Origin of the sequence: Streptomyces sp. NPDC014861 (assembly GCF_043081625.1) — a bacterium.
Taxonomy (GTDB): Bacteria; Actinomycetota; Actinomycetes; order Streptomycetales; family Streptomycetaceae; genus Streptomyces.
In genome coordinates, this window is sequence record NZ_JBIBWV010000002.1 from 115,293 (window position 1) to 132,110 (window position 16,818).

The 16,818-nt window shown below is 71.2% G+C and carries 8 protein-coding genes; 3 read left to right on the top strand and 5 right to left on the bottom strand.

The features are described from left to right. Positions 1 to 43 precede the first annotated feature (43 nt). The 5 genes from drmB to ACF1BN_RS04390 all read right to left on the bottom strand — a co-directional run bounded on the left by drmB (position 44) and on the right by ACF1BN_RS04390 (position 12,237). Positions 44 to 1,900 carry a DrmB family protein gene (drmB, locus tag ACF1BN_RS04370; protein ID WP_392330067.1) on the bottom strand — a complete coding sequence of 619 codons (1,857 nt, stop codon included), beginning with the start codon at positions 1,898 to 1,900 and terminating at the stop codon, positions 44 to 46. Then, positions 1,897 to 5,181, bottom strand: coding sequence for a helicase-related protein (locus ACF1BN_RS04375; protein WP_392330068.1), 3,285 nt, complete (start codon positions 5,179 to 5,181; stop codon positions 1,897 to 1,899). The genes drmB and ACF1BN_RS04375 overlap by 4 nt, the downstream gene beginning before the upstream one ends. Next, on the bottom strand, positions 5,178 to 7,103 hold the full coding sequence (locus ACF1BN_RS04380) for a UvrD-helicase domain-containing protein (RefSeq protein WP_392330069.1): 1,926 nt from the start codon (positions 7,101 to 7,103) through the stop codon (positions 5,178 to 5,180). Before ACF1BN_RS04380 ends, ACF1BN_RS04375 begins: the two co-directional genes overlap by 4 nt. Beyond that, a complete protein-coding gene (locus ACF1BN_RS04385; RefSeq protein ID WP_392330070.1) occupies positions 7,100 to 11,848 on the bottom strand; it encodes a DEAD/DEAH box helicase in 4,749 nt (1,582 codons plus the stop codon). Before ACF1BN_RS04385 ends, ACF1BN_RS04380 begins: the two co-directional genes overlap by 4 nt. A gap of 131 nt (positions 11,849 to 11,979) precedes the next feature. Continuing rightward, positions 11,980 to 12,237: a hypothetical protein gene (locus tag ACF1BN_RS04390; protein WP_392330071.1), complete on the bottom strand. Its 258-nt coding sequence runs from the start codon at positions 12,235 to 12,237 to the stop codon at positions 11,980 to 11,982. Positions 12,238 to 12,806: 569 nt separating this feature from the next. Between ACF1BN_RS04390 and ACF1BN_RS04395 the strand changes: the two genes are divergently transcribed. Genes ACF1BN_RS04395 through ACF1BN_RS04405 form a run of 3 tightly spaced genes read left to right on the top strand, consistent with a single transcriptional unit; the run spans position 12,807 to position 16,810 of the window. Beyond that, positions 12,807 to 14,951, top strand: a complete 2,145-nt coding sequence (locus ACF1BN_RS04395) for a helix-turn-helix domain-containing protein (RefSeq protein ID WP_392330072.1) — start codon at positions 12,807 to 12,809, stop codon at positions 14,949 to 14,951. Positions 14,952 to 14,954: 3 nt separating this feature from the next. Further along, complete coding sequence (locus ACF1BN_RS04400) at positions 14,955 to 15,950, top strand: hypothetical protein (protein ID WP_392330073.1); 996 nt, start codon at positions 14,955 to 14,957, stop codon at positions 15,948 to 15,950. After that, on the top strand, positions 15,947 to 16,810 hold the full coding sequence (locus ACF1BN_RS04405) for a DUF6339 family protein (RefSeq protein ID WP_392330074.1): 864 nt from the start codon (positions 15,947 to 15,949) through the stop codon (positions 16,808 to 16,810). The genes ACF1BN_RS04400 and ACF1BN_RS04405 overlap by 4 nt, the downstream gene beginning before the upstream one ends. Positions 16,811 to 16,818 lie beyond the last annotated feature (8 nt).

A 16,818-nucleotide genomic window follows, 5' to 3' on the forward strand; every position in this document is an offset into this window, starting at 1 on the left:
CGACGTCTCTGCCCGAAGCCTAACGAGGTGCCGCACCCGCACGTCAGGCGAGCAGCTGGGCGAAGAACCCGATCGAAGGATCCTCCGGGGTGCCCACGAGCAGCGCGCGGTCCAGCAGGGTGTTGTTGTGCTCGCAGCTCGTCTCGGGGAGCATCACGCAGGCGTGGCACGCCGCGAGGTTGGTGCCCGCGGTCCCCGACGCCTCGGACTCGACGCAGAGGGGGTCGGAGGAACACCACGCGGATCGGTGCACGGCCCCGCGGACGGCGTCGGCGAGTCGGGCGGGCTCGCCCTGGGCGACGAGCCCGCCGAGGCTGCCGGCCGAGTCGCTCGTCGCCGTGTAGACGAGGATCCCCGCCATGCCCTCGTCTGCGTACAGACGCTCGCGCAGCGCGGCTGCCGGGTATCCGGCGTCCAGGCTCCACTGGGTGATGAGGACGTGGGCCAGGGTGTGCAGCAGGATCATCCGCGGTCCGGCCGGCGAGGGAGGGGCCAGGTCGGGCTCCGTCGCCCGCTGCCGCAACAGCCGTTCGTGCGCCGCGCGGATCCGCTCCGCGCGGGCGAACACGGGCGCCGAGCCGGCCCACTCCTCCAGCCGCTCCTCGTCCAGGCGGAGGAAGACACCCTCGCCGCGGACCTCCATCGCGGGCAGCCAGGACAGGGACGAGGCGGAGAGCGCGGCCTCCTTGCCCTCGGTGGTCGAGTCGGGGTCGGCGAGTCGGGTGAACGCCTTGAGCGCCCGGACCTCGCGGAGCTTCTTCACCAGCATCGGACCCGTGACCCCGAGGGGGATCAGGGGTGCCGGATCGCCCAGCGGACTCTCGCAGACGAACTGCTCCTTGTGGGATCGCTCGCGCTCGTCGTTGCCCGCGCGGAGTCGCTCGTACTCCTTGTGACGCAGTGCGAGATAGCGCCGGTCGAAGGAGGGTGTCCCGTCGCCTTCCGGATCCTCCTCCCGCTCGGCGGCGAGGAGAGCCATGACCTCGTCGACGGGGACCGGCGGCTTGTTCTTGAAGACGAAGTTGAGGCACATCTCCACGGCGTCCCGACCGTCGAGCTCGCGGAGCTGCGCCCAGTGCTCGTCGAGCGGGTCCGCCCGTCCGTCGCTCCACGGGGGGATGGAGAGGGCCGACTTCAGGACGGGCTGCCACACCGAGGAGGAACCGCGCTGGAGCGTGCGGGCCGAGAGCCGGCAGGGGTCCGCGGGGACGGACGTCCCGAGCCAGGGGCGTGTCCCGCGACACCGGAGCCCCAGGTCCCTCAGGGCGTTCCTGCGGAAGGAGCCCTCCATGGAGACCTCCGGCACCCCGCAGGTGCACGACACGATGATGGAGCGGAGCGAGGAGCTGCGTCCGGAGGAACGCAGCGTGAGGGTGCCGCCGCACTGCCCCGCCGTGGACGTCCCGCCCGCCGACGACCGATGCACCCAGTGCCAGTACGGGAACTCGTCGAGGTGCCCCGCCTCACAGGCGATCACGAAGCGGGAGGGGACGAGGTCGGCCCCGCAGGCCCCGCACTCGCTGCGCCCGGGCGGCGGGTTGAACTGGTGCCACCGCCGCAGCTCGCCGCACTCGGGACAGGAGTGCATGATCGGGAACCGGCGGACCCGGACCCCGTCCTTGCTGGTGTCCTCGGATGCGGGCGGCAGCCGGAAGTAGTCCACCTCGAGGAGTCGGGCCAGCCGCCGCTCGCTGATGCGCGGGGACTCGTCCGACCGCCATTGCTCGTCGGCGCCGTCGAGTCCGGAGACGACGAAGGACTCGTGGTCGACCGCGATCAGGGAGCCGACGCCGTACGTGGTGATCATCTGGGCGCGGCGGACCGCGCCCCGTCGGGGCAGGCTCGGGGCGGGCGCGCCGTTCGCGCCGGTTCGGCGGCGACGCGCGGGGGGCGGGGTCATCGGGATGCCTCCAGGAACAGGGCGGACTCGGCGTCGACGTCGCGCAGGCTCCACAGTGTGGGCCACGCCTCGGCGTCCTCGGACTCGTCGTCGTACGACACCAGCAGCGACGGCCTCCGGTCGCCCCGCCGGGGTTCGAAGAGCAGGCCGCCGTGGACGTCGGCCTCGTCGCACCACCAGTCGACGAACTCGTCGAAGGCGTGTGACACCGCCTCCAGCTCCGGAGGCGGCGTGCCGTCCTCCGTGGGGACGGCGGCGGTGACACGGTCGCGAAGGATCTTCTTCACGTCGTCACGGAGCCGTTCCGCGTACGAGGCGACCTTTCCGGCGGCGTCGTTGTCCCGAGCCTCGGGAATCAGGATGCGTGCCAGGGTGACGACGACGGCGTGGAGGCCGCGCTCGCGGGCGCGCGCGGAGAACGGGGTGACGGACGTGGACTCCACCTCGCGGTACAGGGCCGAGTGGAAGTGGAGGAAGTTCTCGTAGTGCGAGCGGTCGCGGGACCGGGTGGCGTTGAGCATGACGGCGACCAGACCGGGATGGGCGCGCCCGACGCGGCTGGTCGCCTGGATGTACTCCGCGGTGGTCTGCGGCTGGCCCATCACGGCCATCAGTCCGAGTCGGTCCACGTCCACGCCCACCGCGATCATGTTGGTGGCGAGGAGGACGTCCACCGTGTCCTCGTCGGGCAACCGCTTCTCGATGCCCTTGAGTCGGGCGGGGATGTCGCTCGCGTCGACCCGGCTGGTGAGCTCGGAGTAGTTGGCGGTGGACCGGACCTCCACCCCTTCCCGTTCGGCGAGCAGCTCCAGATAGTCCACGACGTCGTCGTGGACCTGGAGTTCGGCCGCGGACAGGAGTCGGAGGCTGTTGAAGTAGCCGACCAGGCTCCAGTAGGCGTCGCGGACCTCCTCGCTCGTCCGTGCCTGCTTCGCCCGGTGCATCAGGGTCGCGTAGGTGCGGATGAGGAGGGTCGACTGACTCGTGCCGGGGGCCAGCAGACCCACGTAGCGGCGGCTCGCCTTCTCCTCCCGAGGCGTCTCGACCGCGAACCAGGAGTCCCGGGAGTCCAGGCCGGCCGGCGGGAACTGGCGCACGTCGCGCGCGAAGAGGCTGCGCCCCTGGTCGACCGCGCGGCGGATGGTCGCCGTGGAGGCGATCACCTTGGGGCGGCCGGCGAGGGCGTCGACCGCGGTCTCGTAGAGGCCGGTGAGGGTCCCCAACGGTCCGGAGATGAGGTGGAGTTCGTCCTGCACGACGAGTTCGGGCGCCGGGGTGGCGTCCGTCGGGTCGTCCAGGTTGAAGAGCGCCGCGGTGGCCGGTCGCCACGGCATCGAGGCGAACTTGTCGACGGTGGCGATGACGAGGGTGGGGCGGGCGTCGTAGACGGCCTCGTCGACCAGGTGGACCGGCAGGCCGTCCGCGAAGTCGCAGTCCTCACCGGGGCAGCGCACACGCATCCGCCGGGCGTCGCGGTCCACCTCGTAGGCCAGCGCGTCCAGCCTGGTCCCGCACCAGGGACAGGCGTGCAGTTGGACGGGGTTCTCGGTGGCGAGCCGCCGACCGAGGTCACGGCGGAGCTCCCCCAGCTTCTCCTCGGCCTTCTCCAGGGTGTTGGGCGTCGCCGACCGGCCGACCCACATCCCGATGGAGAACTCCTCGGTGCCCAGCTCCGAGGGGAGGTCCCGGCGCATCCGTTCCATCGCGCACAGCAGGATCGCGGCCCGCTCGAACTGCTGGAGCGTGAGCAGGCGCAGGGTGTAGCGCATGAGGACGGTCACACCTCCGCCGTCGGCTCCCTTCCGGATGCGGCGGAGGAACGCCGTGAAGGCGATCAGGCCGAGATACGCCTCGGTCTTGCCGCCGCCGGTGGGGAACCAGAGCAGGTCGGCGATCTCGCGGTCAGCGTGCTTCGGGTCGTCGATGCCGGACAGGCAGAGGAGGACGAACGCGATCTGGAAGGGGCGCCAGCGGCCGGCCGCCGGGTCCGGTGCGCCGTCCCTGCCCGCCTTGACCCATGCGCTCCGGGCCCGCTGATCGGCCATGGCCCTATTGGCGAGTCGGAAGGCCCGCATCAGTTCCGGCTTCCCCGGGTCGGCGAGGAGGGCGATGCCCGCGCGGATCCTCAGCAGGGCCTCGCCACAGCTGTCCACCTGACCGGACGCGGACCGCGCGTGCGGGGTGTCCGCGAGGAGGCGCGCCTCGGACCGCTTGCGTGCGATCCACTGCTCGTAGCCGTCGGCGAGCGCGTGCAGCGCGTCCAGGATCTCGGAGTCCGAGCCCTCGGCGAGACCGAGCATGGACAAAGCCGAGCTGTCGATCTCCGGGTTGGAGTCGGCGAGCAGCACCTCGACGGCGGGTACGAACTCGCTGCGGACCTCGCTCACGGCGGCCTTCCTGGCATCCGTGATCCCGACCGGCGGCGCGCTCCAGTCCCAGTCGGCGGCGCACCCGTGCCCGACGGCGAAGGTCGGGGCATGGCGGTGCAGCAGGCGGCTGGTGGCCACCTCGTCGTCGTGGGACGTGTGCGGGGAGGGACGCTCGACGAAGGCGCCGGAACCGTTCGAGGCCCGGACCGTGAGCCCGCACTGGAAGAGGGAGGCGGCGTCCTGCAGATCGTGTTCGCCGACCCGCAGGGTGTTGACCAGGGTGACGGTGACGGTGACCGTGCCGGTGGCCGCGTGGCGCCGACGGACGTTGACCCGCAGGGCGGCGCCGTGCCCCAGGTCCACCTCGATCCTCGGCTGAGGTGTCGTGACGTCGACGGTGGTGTCGGGCAGGGTCAGTTCCCTGCGGCGCCACTGCTCCCGCTGGTCGGAGGTGGTGCGGGCCTCGGCCCGGCGGGCGGGGACGGGGCGCCCCTCCGCGTCGGTGGGCTCGTAGACGGAGGCCCGGGCGGCGACGACGACCGAGGCGCTCTCGTCGGCATCGACGGCGAAGGTGAGCCCCATGGACGAGGGGCGTCGGGAACCGGAGAAACCGGTGTCGTCCGTGGCGGCGGGTTCGTCGCCGTCCCCGCGGGAGATCAACGGCGCGTCGTCGGGACTGTTCTGCTCCTGCTCCGCGGCGCGGAGCCGGTCCGCCGCCGCGGGGTCCGCCGACCGCGGATAGAGAACGCCCACGACGTACCGGTCGATCGGCGCGTCCCGCACGAGGACCTCGTCCCGGTCCTCGGGCGTCGCGTCGGGGGCCGGACCGAGGAGCTCACGGCGCAGCCCGACCAGCAGCTCCTCGTCCCGGACCCGGTAGTGCTCGGCGTGCCGGCCTGCCACGTGCGTCATGCGTTCCTCTCCTCGTCGCTCTCCTCGAACCCGGCGCCGACGTCGGCCCGTCGGAACCGTCCGAGGCCGGTGAGCCGGGGGGCGATCCAGACACCGCGGTCGCCCAGTCCCGCGTTGGCCCCGGCCGCGACGCTGCCGGTCACGGTCTCCAGGGCGTCCACGCGTATCCCGCGGATCTCGTCCGGCCACCAGGGGTCCCTGGTCCGGTTCACCTTCTGCACCAGGAACAGGTCCTCGCGGAACCGTTCGGAGACCTCTCCGATCTCCCGGCCGTCGTGCACGAGCACGTACGGGGGGCTCTGATCCTCGCCGAGCGGCACGTCGTGGCGCTTCCGCAGCAGCACCGCGTCACCCGGGGCGACCCGTTCCAGAAGGTGGGCCTGGACCGTGACGGCCTCGTCCCCGTGGCCACCTGGGCGTTCGCGGTCGACGTCGCCGGCCTCGGCGACGATCCCGAACCGGTCGAACGTCCGCCAACCCCCGACGTACCTGCGCCCCGACCTCCCGGCGCCCGCCCTGCGCAGGATCGGCAGCTCGGGCACGGCGACGTGATGGAGATCCTGGCGGGCCCTGGTCATCGCCACGTAGAGGGCGCGTGCCTCGGCGGGGAGGTCCACTTCGTCCTGGCGCTGCTTGCGGAGCTCGCCGACGGACGGCGGGGCGAGCACGATCACGCGGTCGAACTCGAGTCCCTTGGACCGGTGCACGGTGGAGACGACCAGCCGCTCCGTCTCGGGGTCGGCGGCCTCGTCGGGGAAGCGGCCGTCGGCCACGGCGCGGCGCAGACGCTCCAGGTCGAGCACGTTCCTCCCGGAACCACGTGCGGCGCGGCGCAGTACGGACCACAACGCGCCCGGATTCGGTTCGTGGGGAAGGGGGATCTCGGCGAGCAGCGCGCGGAAACGGTCCTCGGTGAGACTGTTGGCCTCGGTGCCGCGGAGCAGTTCGGCGACCCAGTGGGGGACGGGTCGGTCCTCCAGAGGACGTCGCAGTCGGTGGGGGACACCGTTGCCGTGGAGGAGCTCCGACACCGCGAGCGCCTGCCGGTTGTCGCGGGTGAGGATCGCGCACGTGTCGATCGCGCCGCGCAGTGTCCGCAACGTCAAGGGGTCGGTCAGGTCGGCCAGTGTGTTCGCCGGCTCCAGAAGCAGTTCGCGCAACTCCTCGTACACTTCGGCCGCCTCGTCCGGGTCGGTGAGCTCCTGGAGGCGGCGGCCGAGGTGCAGCGCGGTCCGTGCCTCGGGCGTGGCGGCCCTGAAGTTCCGGGTGAGGTGGAGCTCCACCAGCTCGTCCGGGTACGAACCGCGCAGCCAGTCGAAGAAGCGGCCGGTCTCGTCCGCCCGTTCGACGGGGTCCGCGATCTGGAAGCCGTACACGCTCTGGGCGGCGTCACCCACCACGGTGAATCCGCAGCTGTCCTGGTACCGGTCGAGGAGCGTTTCCACGAGGTCACGACGCGCCCCCACGAGATCCTGCACCTCGTCGACCACCACGTGCGCGGGGGGCACGGCGTCGCCCGCCTCCAGCGCCCCTTTCTCGATCGCCTGTGCCGCGGCCACGATCCGCTCGTCGAAGCCGACGTCGCCCCAGGCGCCGTCCGGGTGGGCCTGCCGCAGGACGCCGTACGCCCAGGCGTCGAAGGTCTGGGCCCGCACGCGTCGTGCGCGTTCCCCGTGCCGGGCGATCCGCTCCCGCAGCTCCCGCGCCGCTGCCCGGGAGAACGTCAGCACGAGGATCTCGGACGCCTCCAGCGCCTCCTCCGGGTCCTCGTGTCCGCACAGCGCGTCGAGTCGACGCACCAGGGTGTGCGTCTTGCCCGCGCCCGCGCCGGCGGTGACGAGCACCCGGGCGTCCCAGGGCTGCTCGACCACGGCCCGCTGCTCGTCGGTGAGCGGCGGACTGTCGAGGTAGGTGTCGGTCACGCGGGGCTCCAGAGGTGCTCGAACTGGTTGAAGGCGAGCTGGGTGTCGAAGTTCTCGATGTTGTCGCTGACGTTCAGGATCAGGCAGGTGTCCTTGCCGCCGTTCCGCGGCCCGCGCAGACCGCGGCCGATCATCTGCTGGTAGACGTTCGTGCTGTAGACCGGGCGGGCCACCACCACCACGCGAGTGGCGGGAGCGTCGAACCCCTGGGTGAGCACACCGTAGTTGGTGAGGACACGGACGCGACCGGTCCGGAAGTCCTCGATGCGGCGTCGACGGTCCTGAGGGCTGGTGGTCGCGTCCACGGCGGCGGACGGCACCCCTCGATCGTTCAGCAGGGCCGCCACGTACTTGGCGTGGTCCACCGAGGTGGCGAAGAGCAGGGTCGGCCAGTTCTCGGGGAGGGCGGCGACCTCGTCGACGATGCGACGGCTTCGCGCGTGGTCGTCGGCGAGCCGCTGCTCGGCGGCGCGCGTGAGCATCGACATGCGTTCGGCCTGCGCCTTCTCCTCCCTGGTCAGCTCGATCCGGCCACCCTCGAGGGTGCGGTGCTCGACCTGCGCGAGCATTCCCCAGTCCTGCAGGTCCCGGTAGGGGTCGCCGGAGGGGAAGACACCCTCGTCGAGGCGCTTGTTGCCGAAGCGCCCCACCAGACGCCGGGTCTCCTCCTCGTTGGTGTTGCGGTAGGGGGTGGCGGTGAGGCCCAGCAGGTGCCGCCTGGTCTCGTACTGGGTGAGGCCCAGCTGCCCGAGGATCGCGGTGTAACGCTTGGAGACGGCGGTGTGCGCCTCGTCCACGATCACCAGGGCGGCCTCTCGCAGCCACGCGTACGCGTCGGTCTCCAGGCAGCGTTCCAGCTTGGCGTCGGTGGCGACGACGAGGTGCGGATGGTCGTCCACGTCCCCGACCTCGTTGCTGCTCCAGAGTCGGCTGATGACGAGCGGTCGCTCCGCGCCCACCTTGCTCCACACGAACTTCCAGCTCTGCACCGCCTGCTCGCACAGCTCCTCGGTCTGGGCGATCCACAGCAGGGGACCGCTCAGGTCGCCCACCTGCTTGACCCATCGGATGACGGCCTCCGCGGTGACCCGCGTCTTGCCCGCCCCGGTGGGCAGCGACAGCATCGCGCGTTGCGGGGCGAGCCGGTCGAGGAGACCGCTGATGTTCCTGACCAGGTCCTCCTGGTAGTCGTGGAGTCGCGGGAAGTCCCGCGGGCCCTCCACCGTCTCGGACGCCGGCGGCGCAGGGGTACGGGACCCCGCGAACGTCACGGGGAGCCGCAGGTCCGACACGAAGGCGACGGCCGCCGACGAACCGCCGTACGCGACCGGAGCGTTCGGGAAGCGGGCCTGGATGTCCCGTGCGTGCTGCTGGAGGACTCCGTCGCCGTGCGCGTTGAACGCCATCTGCGCGATGCGGTGGCCGGAGGGTTCGGTCTCCCCGGTCTCCTGGGTCTCGGCCTCCAGCAGGCCCTCCGGCAGCCCGGCGCGCAGCGCGTCCGCGCCGACCAGCAGCTCGATCTTGGTGACGACGTCGTCGGCCTCGCGCACGGCCTTGATCGCCGACCGCACGGCGCTGTCGCGAGCCATGCGGTCCTGAAGCTGCAGGACCGCCCGGCAGCCGGCCGCGCCGAGCCCCAGCTCCAGCTCCCGGTCGATCAGCAGCAGCATCGGCTCGGGGTCGAGCGGGACGAGGATCTTCACGGTGGAGCCCGTGCGCACCGCGTCGAGGGGCTGAGGCCTGGTGCCGTTCGGGGTACGGGTCAGCTCCTCGAGCTCGCTGCACCGCTGCACGAGGCTGTTCCTGTTCGCGGTGCTCAACTGCTGGCGCAGGCCGGGGAAGAGCTCGACGAGCGGCACCGGGTCGCCCTCGAGGACCTCCCGGGTCTCCTTGCTGATGACGTCGGCGAAGCGGAGCATGCCCCACTTCTCGACCAGCAGGTCGGCGTCCTCGGGCGTGGCGACGAGCAGAGCGGGCAGTTGCTCGGCCCGCAACGCCCGGTACTCGGCGGCGCCGACCGCGACGGTGATCTCCTCGTCGGGGCGGTTCCCCCAGACGTCGCCGATCCGGCAGCGTGTGAGGGTGTCCTCGGGAAAGTCCGCGCCGAACCGGGTCAGCATCACGTACGTGCCGCCCACGACACTGTCGTCCTCGCTGCGCGCCAGCTCGGCGAGGAGTGCCTCCCACCGGTCCGCCGGGACGTCGTCGACGGTCGTGGCCAGATGGAGCTTCCGGGCCTTCTCCGGCGAGATGTCCGCCACGGGGAGCATGTCCCGGTAAGCGGCCAGTTGGGGACCGACTGCCTCCGGGAGGAGCTTGAGTCCCTGAGAGGTGGCGACGCGGCCGTACTTCCTGAGCAGCCAGCGGACGGGGGAGGCGACGGCCTGCCGGGTGCTCGTCTGCGCACCGATCTGCAGGGTCCAGTTGTCGACCACGGACTCGTCGGGCAGGGCCTTCAGGAAGGCGGCGCGCGACTCCTCCGACAGGTCCCTGAAGAAGTGCAGCGGGCCGCCGACGGCGGATCCCTCCAGCCTCATGCGGGTGAGCGAGGGGCGGGGGGCGTGGGTCGCCAGCGTGCGCAGATAGGCGGAGTGCACGGCCTGCCGGTACTCCTCGAACCACTCCTCGCCCTCCGGTCGCACCGACGCGGAGGGGCGTTCCCGCAGACCGAGCTCGGGGAAGAAGGACAGGTCGTCGGAGTGGAAACGGGTGTCGACGGCGATGCCGGGGTCCCGTTCGGCGGTGACGACCGTGCCGGGGAGCATGCAGTTCCGCACGGGGCGGAACCGTCCGTCAGCGGTCCGCACGTGCAGCGTCTCGCGCGGGTTCGGCACCTTCTCCAGGAGGGTGTGGGCGAGGCGTCGTCCTCCGGCGCGGCGGAAGAGGTCCCAGAACCGTTCCCACTCGGCGTCGCCGTAGCCGTCGAAGCCCTGGTCGAGGACGCTGACGAACCGGCCCTCGGCATGGGCCTCGCGGATGCCCAGAACGTTGAGGGCGTGCGCGAGGGACGGGTCCCGGGCGATCGCGCCGACCACGTAGACGAGGGACTCGGGCAGGCCTCCCTCGTCGGCGCGCCGGAAGACCCGCCCGGCCACGGGAGCCACGAGGCCGTGCTCCTCGGTGAGGACGATCCGCGCCCTGCGCGCCTCTTCCGCGGAGGGCGACCTGTGCTCGACCATGTCGGTGAGGATGCGGATGGCCACGGCCGACGCCTCGGCCGTGCCGGACGCCACCAGCGCCTCCAGCCACGTGCGGACGTCGGTGCGCTGGTGTCCGGCGGCGCCGAGGATGTGCTCGACCTTTCCCCCACGCAGGACGTCGACCTCGGCGGAGGGGTGCAGCCAGTCCGACGGGCGGTCCGGGCACTCGTGCCACATCCGGAGCCATCGGTGGAGACGGTCCTTGTCGAGCCGGGGGTGCACGCGGAGCTCGTTCGGCGCACGCAGGACGCCCTCCTGATCGGGGAGCGACGGACCCACGGCGGCGCGGGCCCAGATCTCCCTGGTCAGGAACTCGTCCGCCCAGCTGATGGCCTCCTTCACACGCCCGGGGAGCAGCGGGAGGTAGGCGGCGGGGTCCTCGGCCGGAGCGAGCCGGGGGAGCGAGTCGACCACGAGTGCGGCCGACACCTTGATCATCTCCTCGTTGAAGGCGGAGGAGTCGAGAAGGTTCTGGCGGTCCTCGTTCGTCTTCCAGGCGCCGTTCAGGACGCCGCTGAGGGACATCTCGTACTTCGTGGGGAAGAACGACCAGAAGCGTCCGCGGCCGCGTGATCTGGGGGACGCGTACAGACCGGTGGTCGCGTCCTTCTCCAGTGCCGGTACGGCCCAGGCGAGGTCGAGCGTGAGACGGTCGTGCAGTTCACCGGCGTCGGCGCGCGCGGCGGGACCGGGTTCGTGCGTGGCGGAGAAGACCCTCCAGCGGTCGGCCGTCGTCGGCCTGCCCGTTCGCTCCTCGTACACCGTGTGCAGGTCGCCGGACTGTTCGGCCGTCAGCACGCGACGGACGACGGGGCGCGGTCGTCGGTCCTCCAGGACGACCTTCGCCACGTGCGGGGACAGGAGCTGGAAGCCGAGCGGGAACTCCTCGCGGGAGGCGGCGCTCGTCCGGCCACCGTGCATGTCCTGGGCCAACCGGTCCGCCGCGCCCCGCAGCAGGGGCAGACGAACCACCGTGGTGGCCCACCGGAGGAGTTCGTCGAGCACCGGATCCTGGGCGCGCTCGGCGGTCGCGTCGAGGGGTCGGGCCATGCGCAGCACCGGCGCCTCGAACGCCGTGCCGAGGTGGGCCTGGACCCCGGGGACGGAGCGGATGCGCTCGTACGCCCACTCGCGATCGAAGCCGAAGGAACCGGTGGAGCTGAAGAACTGCGGGGTGTCGGTCACGACCAGTACCGACTTCACGCCCACGCCGAAGCGCCCGATCTGGCCGCCGCGCTTGCGCGACATGCTCATCCGCAGGATCGTCTCCGCTCCCTCCGGGGAGACGGCCGTGCCCTCGTTGGCGCAGTAGAGATGGGTGTCGGTGAGCACGACCTGGACGGTTCCGCCCGGGTGGGCCGCGATCTCGTCGGCCGCGTTCTGCACGAGTTCGAAGAGCTGGCGGTCGCCGTACCCGCCCTGCGTGATGCGTCGCTCGCTGTTCGCGTGCTCCGGGATGAGGCCGGGGTCGACCTCGTAGGTCTGGAGGACGCGGGCGGACTGGTCGAGAACGGTGCGGACGACCGGCGAGTCGGTTTCAGGCATGTCTCTGCGGCTCCTGGAGTCGAGGAAGGAGGAGATGGAGGCCGCGGCGGGCCGGCCCGGCCCAAGGGCCCGGGGTGTACCCGGTGCCTTGCACCAGGCCGGCGCGCCGCGCGGTGCCGGGAAGGGCGCGGTCAGCCTTCATCGTGGTCGTCGTCGAACAGGTCGCGGTAGCCCTTGGCGTCGAGGCCCAGCCCGTGCAGCTCGTCCAGGTGACAGAAGAGGTCGTACGTCAGCCCGTACGAGCCGACGACGCGCTTCCGGGCAGCCTGGTCGGAGGCCACGAGGAATTCCTGGCGCAGCGACTCCATCTCCCGTCCGGACTCCTGAATTCCGCACAGCGGGGAGTCGCTCTCGAACGACGGCCCCGATTCCCCCCGGTAATTACCCACCAGTATCCTCTCGTCTTCGGTTGATAACGCCACGCGATGTGGCGCTGTGCAAAGAAATGGAGGCACACCGAAATGGCCCGACATGGGGTGCACCTAATTCCTCTCCGGCATTGATTTCGACCCGCTCAGGGTAGAGGTTGCCTGCCTGGCGGTGTCAACCGCCCGAAAAGGTCTTGTGGGTTCTTGGCGGCGCGTGCTAGTGGATCGGAAGAAATGCCTGAGGGTAGAGCTCTCCCCCGATCGCTCATATTTCCGATAGAGCGAGATCCTTTTGGGTCACCCTGCATCTTCCCGTGGCTCGACGCTCGTGTCAACGGTTATGGGCGGACCTGAAGGAGGAGATCGTGGGTGGCGAAAAGGGAGGCCTGGTTTCATCGGCGCCGAGTGGCTGGAATTCTCCGTTGCCAAATGCTGGCAAAGGGGACATCTGCCTATTCTTCTGCCTTATTCGGACTGGAGGGTGGCACGGGGTCGACCGGTGGGATGTCAAGCACTGTTTGACGATCTTGGACCTGTCAAATTAACCTCTTCGGCAGTTGTAGGGACACGGTCGACGAACGGGTGGTTGCATGGAGACAGGCGAGGACTTCGGGCCGTGGTTGGCCCGGCAGCTCAAGCTCGCGGGCAGGACGCAGGCCGAGCTGGCGGAGGAGTTGGGGTTGACGCGCGCCGCGGTGTCCGCGTGGATCACCAAGAGATCCGTACCGCGCCCGACGGTCATGTCCGAGATCGCCAAGGCGCTCGGCACCGACATCGGAACCGTCCACAGCCGCACCACCGACACGCAGGCCGGCCTCCCCGTCACCTGGTACCACCGGCCCGGCTACCAGGACGGTGGTCGGGACGGCGGCAACGCCGCCGCCTTCGCCTTCGACGCGGACGTCCAGGTCCTGGCCCGCGAGACCTGCCAGAACAGTCTCGACGAGCGCCTGACCGAGAACGGCCGCCCCGTCAGAGTGCGATACACCATCCACGAGCTCACCGGCGAGATGCTGGACGCCTTCCGGCAGGCGATCCTCTGGGACGAGCTCCAGCCCCACTACGAAGCCGTGTCGGCGTCTGCCTCCCACCAGAAGGTCGGCAGGGTCGTCCACGCCGGCGTGCAGGACATGTTCGAGAAGGGGCGGCTCGTCCTCCTCCGGGTGGACGACTACAACGCGTCCGGACTCGTCGGCGACGACTACGACAACGGCAAGTTCGCCGCCGTCGTCAGACGCCAGCTGGAGAGCCTCAAGTCGGACCGTGGTGCCGGCGGCTCCTTCGGCCTCGGCAAGGCCACACTCTGGGCGACCAGCGCCCTGGGCATGGTGCTGATCAACTCCACGCTCTCCTCCCCCCACGAAGGCCGGACCGAGCGGCGTGTCATCGGACGGCTGGAGCTGCCGTGGCGCTCCGTCGACGGCGGCACGTACGCGGGCCCCGCCTGGCTGGGCCGCCCCGACCCGGACAGCCCCGGGGCGCAGGTGACCCGCTCCTGGTGGGCCGACGAGGAGACGGTCGAACGTCTCCACCTCACCCGTGACAGCGAGGAACCGGGCACCTCCTTCCTCATCGTCGGCGCGCACGACGTGGCCAGCCTCGACGAGGGCCAGGCCGACCGTGCCACCGAGGACGAGACGGCCACCGACGACGGGACCCGCGACATCGGTTCCATGCACCGACGCCTCGTCCGGGCGCTGGAACGCGACTTCTGGGCGGCCATGACCGCCGGAGGCAGTCGCCTCCCCCTGCTCGAGACCTCCGTCCGCACCCTGCGCAACGGGCAGGTCGTCATCGAGGAGGAGAAGGTCGACCCCTCGGAGGCCCAGCCCGCCCGCACCCGTGCGCTGCGCGCCTTCTACGAAGGGACGACCGTCGACCGGCTGACCGAGGCCGGCCAGGTGGCCCTGCGGACGGTCCCGCTCAGGCTGCCTCGCGGTGGAGGTCTCGGTGGCACCCTCGGCACCCATCAGGCCGTGCTCCTGGTGACCGACGCCTCGGACCGGGACGGAGTCCCCAAGCAGGTCCACTCGCTGCGGGGCAACCGGATGACGATCAAGAGGTCCGGTGTGTTCGGCCTCCCCCTCGGCGCCAACAACTTCCAGGCGGTGCTCCTCGCCGGGACCGCGGCAGGCGACACCGCCCCCTTCGCCGAGGAGGCCGAGGAATTCCTCAGGGCCGCCGAACCGCCCGAGCACGACCGGTGGGGGCAGACCGAGGAGCTCACCCTCCGGTGGTCGCACACGGCGCACCACCGGATCGCCCGCCTCACCACCGAGATCAACGCAGCGGTGAAGGAACTGGTCTCCGGGCCCAAGCGCTCCGGCGACGAGGGCGGTGCGAAGCTGCGGAAGGCCCTCACCGTGCCCACCGGCCGGAGAGCGGCGGTGAAACGACCGGCCGGTCCCGGCCTCCCGGAGCTCGACGGCCTGGAGGCGTCGATCGGCCCGGACGGCGAGTGGCGGATCACCGCGGAGGTCAAGCTGCCCCGCGCCGACGAACTGCCCACCATGACCCCGGTCGTGCTGCTCGACGTGAGATCGGGCAGTCGACCCCGACTGGACTGGTCGGAGCTCGTCGCCGTGGACGGATGCGCCGTCGAGGACGACGTACTGCGCTTCACACCCGGTGCCCGACGTGCCGTCTTCAGCGGATCCACCGACGTCACCAGTCACCCCGTCCGCACCACGCTCACGCGGCTCGTGCTCGAACTGCGCGCCGGCAAGGGGGAGTGAGGCATGAAGTTCTACCCGTACAAGCGGCTCAACCGCCCGATCACCCTCCGGGTGACCTCGGCCTCCTTGAAACTCCCCGACAACACCAGGGACCACCTGGACACCTCGGCCTTCTCCGTCCCGCAGCGGACGGTGGCCCTGGGCGTGGCGCAGTACGACGACTGGGTCTCCGCCAGGATCGGGATCTCGGCCACGCTGCCTCCCGGCTCGGTGGCCGACGACGCCCCGTGGAGCGATCTGCGGGTCCTGGCCGTGCTCACCGACGGGGAGACGAACGTGCGCACCGTCGTCGACCTCCGGCAGGACGCACCGGGGAGCAAGGAATGGTCCGGCGCCGTCGAACTGATCCGGGACGAGCACGTGGGCCGCGCGACGCTCTCCGCCCAGGCCGTCGCCACCGTCGACGACGTACGGGGCCGGTCGATCGCGGAGACCGACGACGACTGGACCGTGGACGTCACCGCCGACGAACCCCTCGGTGGGCTGCGCCTCGACGTGAAGCAGCTCGGCTTCGCCAAGAGCTCCCGCACCTGGCTGCACGCCTACTCCGACGTCCCCTGGATCGTGGACGCCTCCGGCAGGGTCCCCGCGGTGCTGGTCAACACCGACATCGAAGGGTTCTCCGACCTGCTCGACGCGGAGAGCGGCGGCATCGAGAACAAGGTCCACGAGCTGCTGGTCTCGCAGATGTCCACCGACGTGTGGACCGCCGTCTTCCACAGTGCCGTGGGCGACCTCGAGATCGAGCCCGACGGCTCGCCGGTCTTCCCCACCGACTGGCGTGGCGAGGTGCTCCGCGAGATGCTCCCCGACGTGATGCCGGGCGTCCACGTGGAGGAGGCCCTCCGACGCGTCCACCGTCGGCGCACCGGCGACGCCGGGTGGGTCGAACTCCAGACCCGAGTCCATTACGCGGCCGTGCGACGCGCCGGTGCGAGCAAGGCCCTCTCCCAGGCGCTGCGCGCGCTCCAGCAGCTGAACCGAGGCGACAAGGCATGATCGAGAAGCCCTACCACCTCCCCGTGCGCCTCGGCCTGCTGTCGGCGGCCGCGGCCGAACCCTTCCTCACCGAGGACCTGCTCCAGGGTGTCCAGGGCCACGCCGGCGTCGACCTGGACAAGGTCGTCGACGCTCAGGCCGACGACGATCCCCGTTGGGAGGTCGAACCGCTGAGGGACCTCGTCGAGGACGCCATGCACGCGTTCCACGACAACCGCACCCAGGCGGACGCCTGGTTGGCGCCGCGACTCCATGCCGCGCTCCGTCTCAACCGGCGCGAGGCCGCCGACCGGAGGCTGTGGAGCCACTTCGCGCTGGCCGTGGCGCCGGACTACGTGGCCTGGCGACACCTCTCGCAGACGACCTCGAGGATCACCCCGGAGAGGTTCCGCGGTTCGCTCGACCGACAGTGCTTCTCGCGGCTGTGGTGGGCGGCGGAGATGTTCCGGAACGGCGGCGACTACACCCCGGTCGTGGCCGCCTGCGGCAACCAGGACCTGATCCACTCGGCTCTCCGCAGGGAGCTGATCGACCATCGCCCGACCGCGCAGGCGCTCGTCCAGGTCATGGAGCGGGGTGTCGCCGCCACGGGTCGTGAGATCGAGGGGCTCATGACGGCGATCAACGCCGCCGCCGCGACCGTGGTCTACGACGCGTTCGCCCCCGACCTGCCCCGCGACCCCGACGCCCTGGCCGCCTGGATCGCCGAGGCGGGGAACGCGGCGTCCGTGCCGAGGCACACCCTGCCGGACGGGCCCGACGAGGAACCCGTCCCGCGCGCCTCCGTGGAGGTCCTCACGGACTACTTCGTCGACCTGTTCGAGACGGCCCCGATCCGCGGGCGGGAGCCCCGCGGCTGAGTCGGGCG

What these genes read in the sequence shown, in the direction of transcription:
- ACF1BN_RS04375 (WP_392330068.1), bottom strand. Translation starts at nt 5,181, where the DNA reads ATGACGCACGTGGCAGGCCGGCACGCCGAGCACTACCGGGTCCGGGAC.
- drmB (WP_392330067.1), bottom strand. Translation starts at nt 1,900, where the DNA reads ATGACCCCGCCCCCCGCGCGTCGCCGCCGAACCGGCGCGAACGGCGCG.
- ACF1BN_RS04405 (WP_392330074.1), top strand. Translation starts at nt 15,947, where the DNA reads ATGATCGAGAAGCCCTACCACCTCCCCGTGCGCCTCGGCCTGCTGTCG.
- ACF1BN_RS04385 (WP_392330070.1), bottom strand. Translation starts at nt 11,848, where the DNA reads ATGCCTGAAACCGACTCGCCGGTCGTCCGCACCGTTCTCGACCAGTCC.
- ACF1BN_RS04400 (WP_392330073.1), top strand. Translation starts at nt 14,955, where the DNA reads ATGAAGTTCTACCCGTACAAGCGGCTCAACCGCCCGATCACCCTCCGG.
- ACF1BN_RS04395 (WP_392330072.1), top strand. Translation starts at nt 12,807, where the DNA reads ATGGAGACAGGCGAGGACTTCGGGCCGTGGTTGGCCCGGCAGCTCAAG.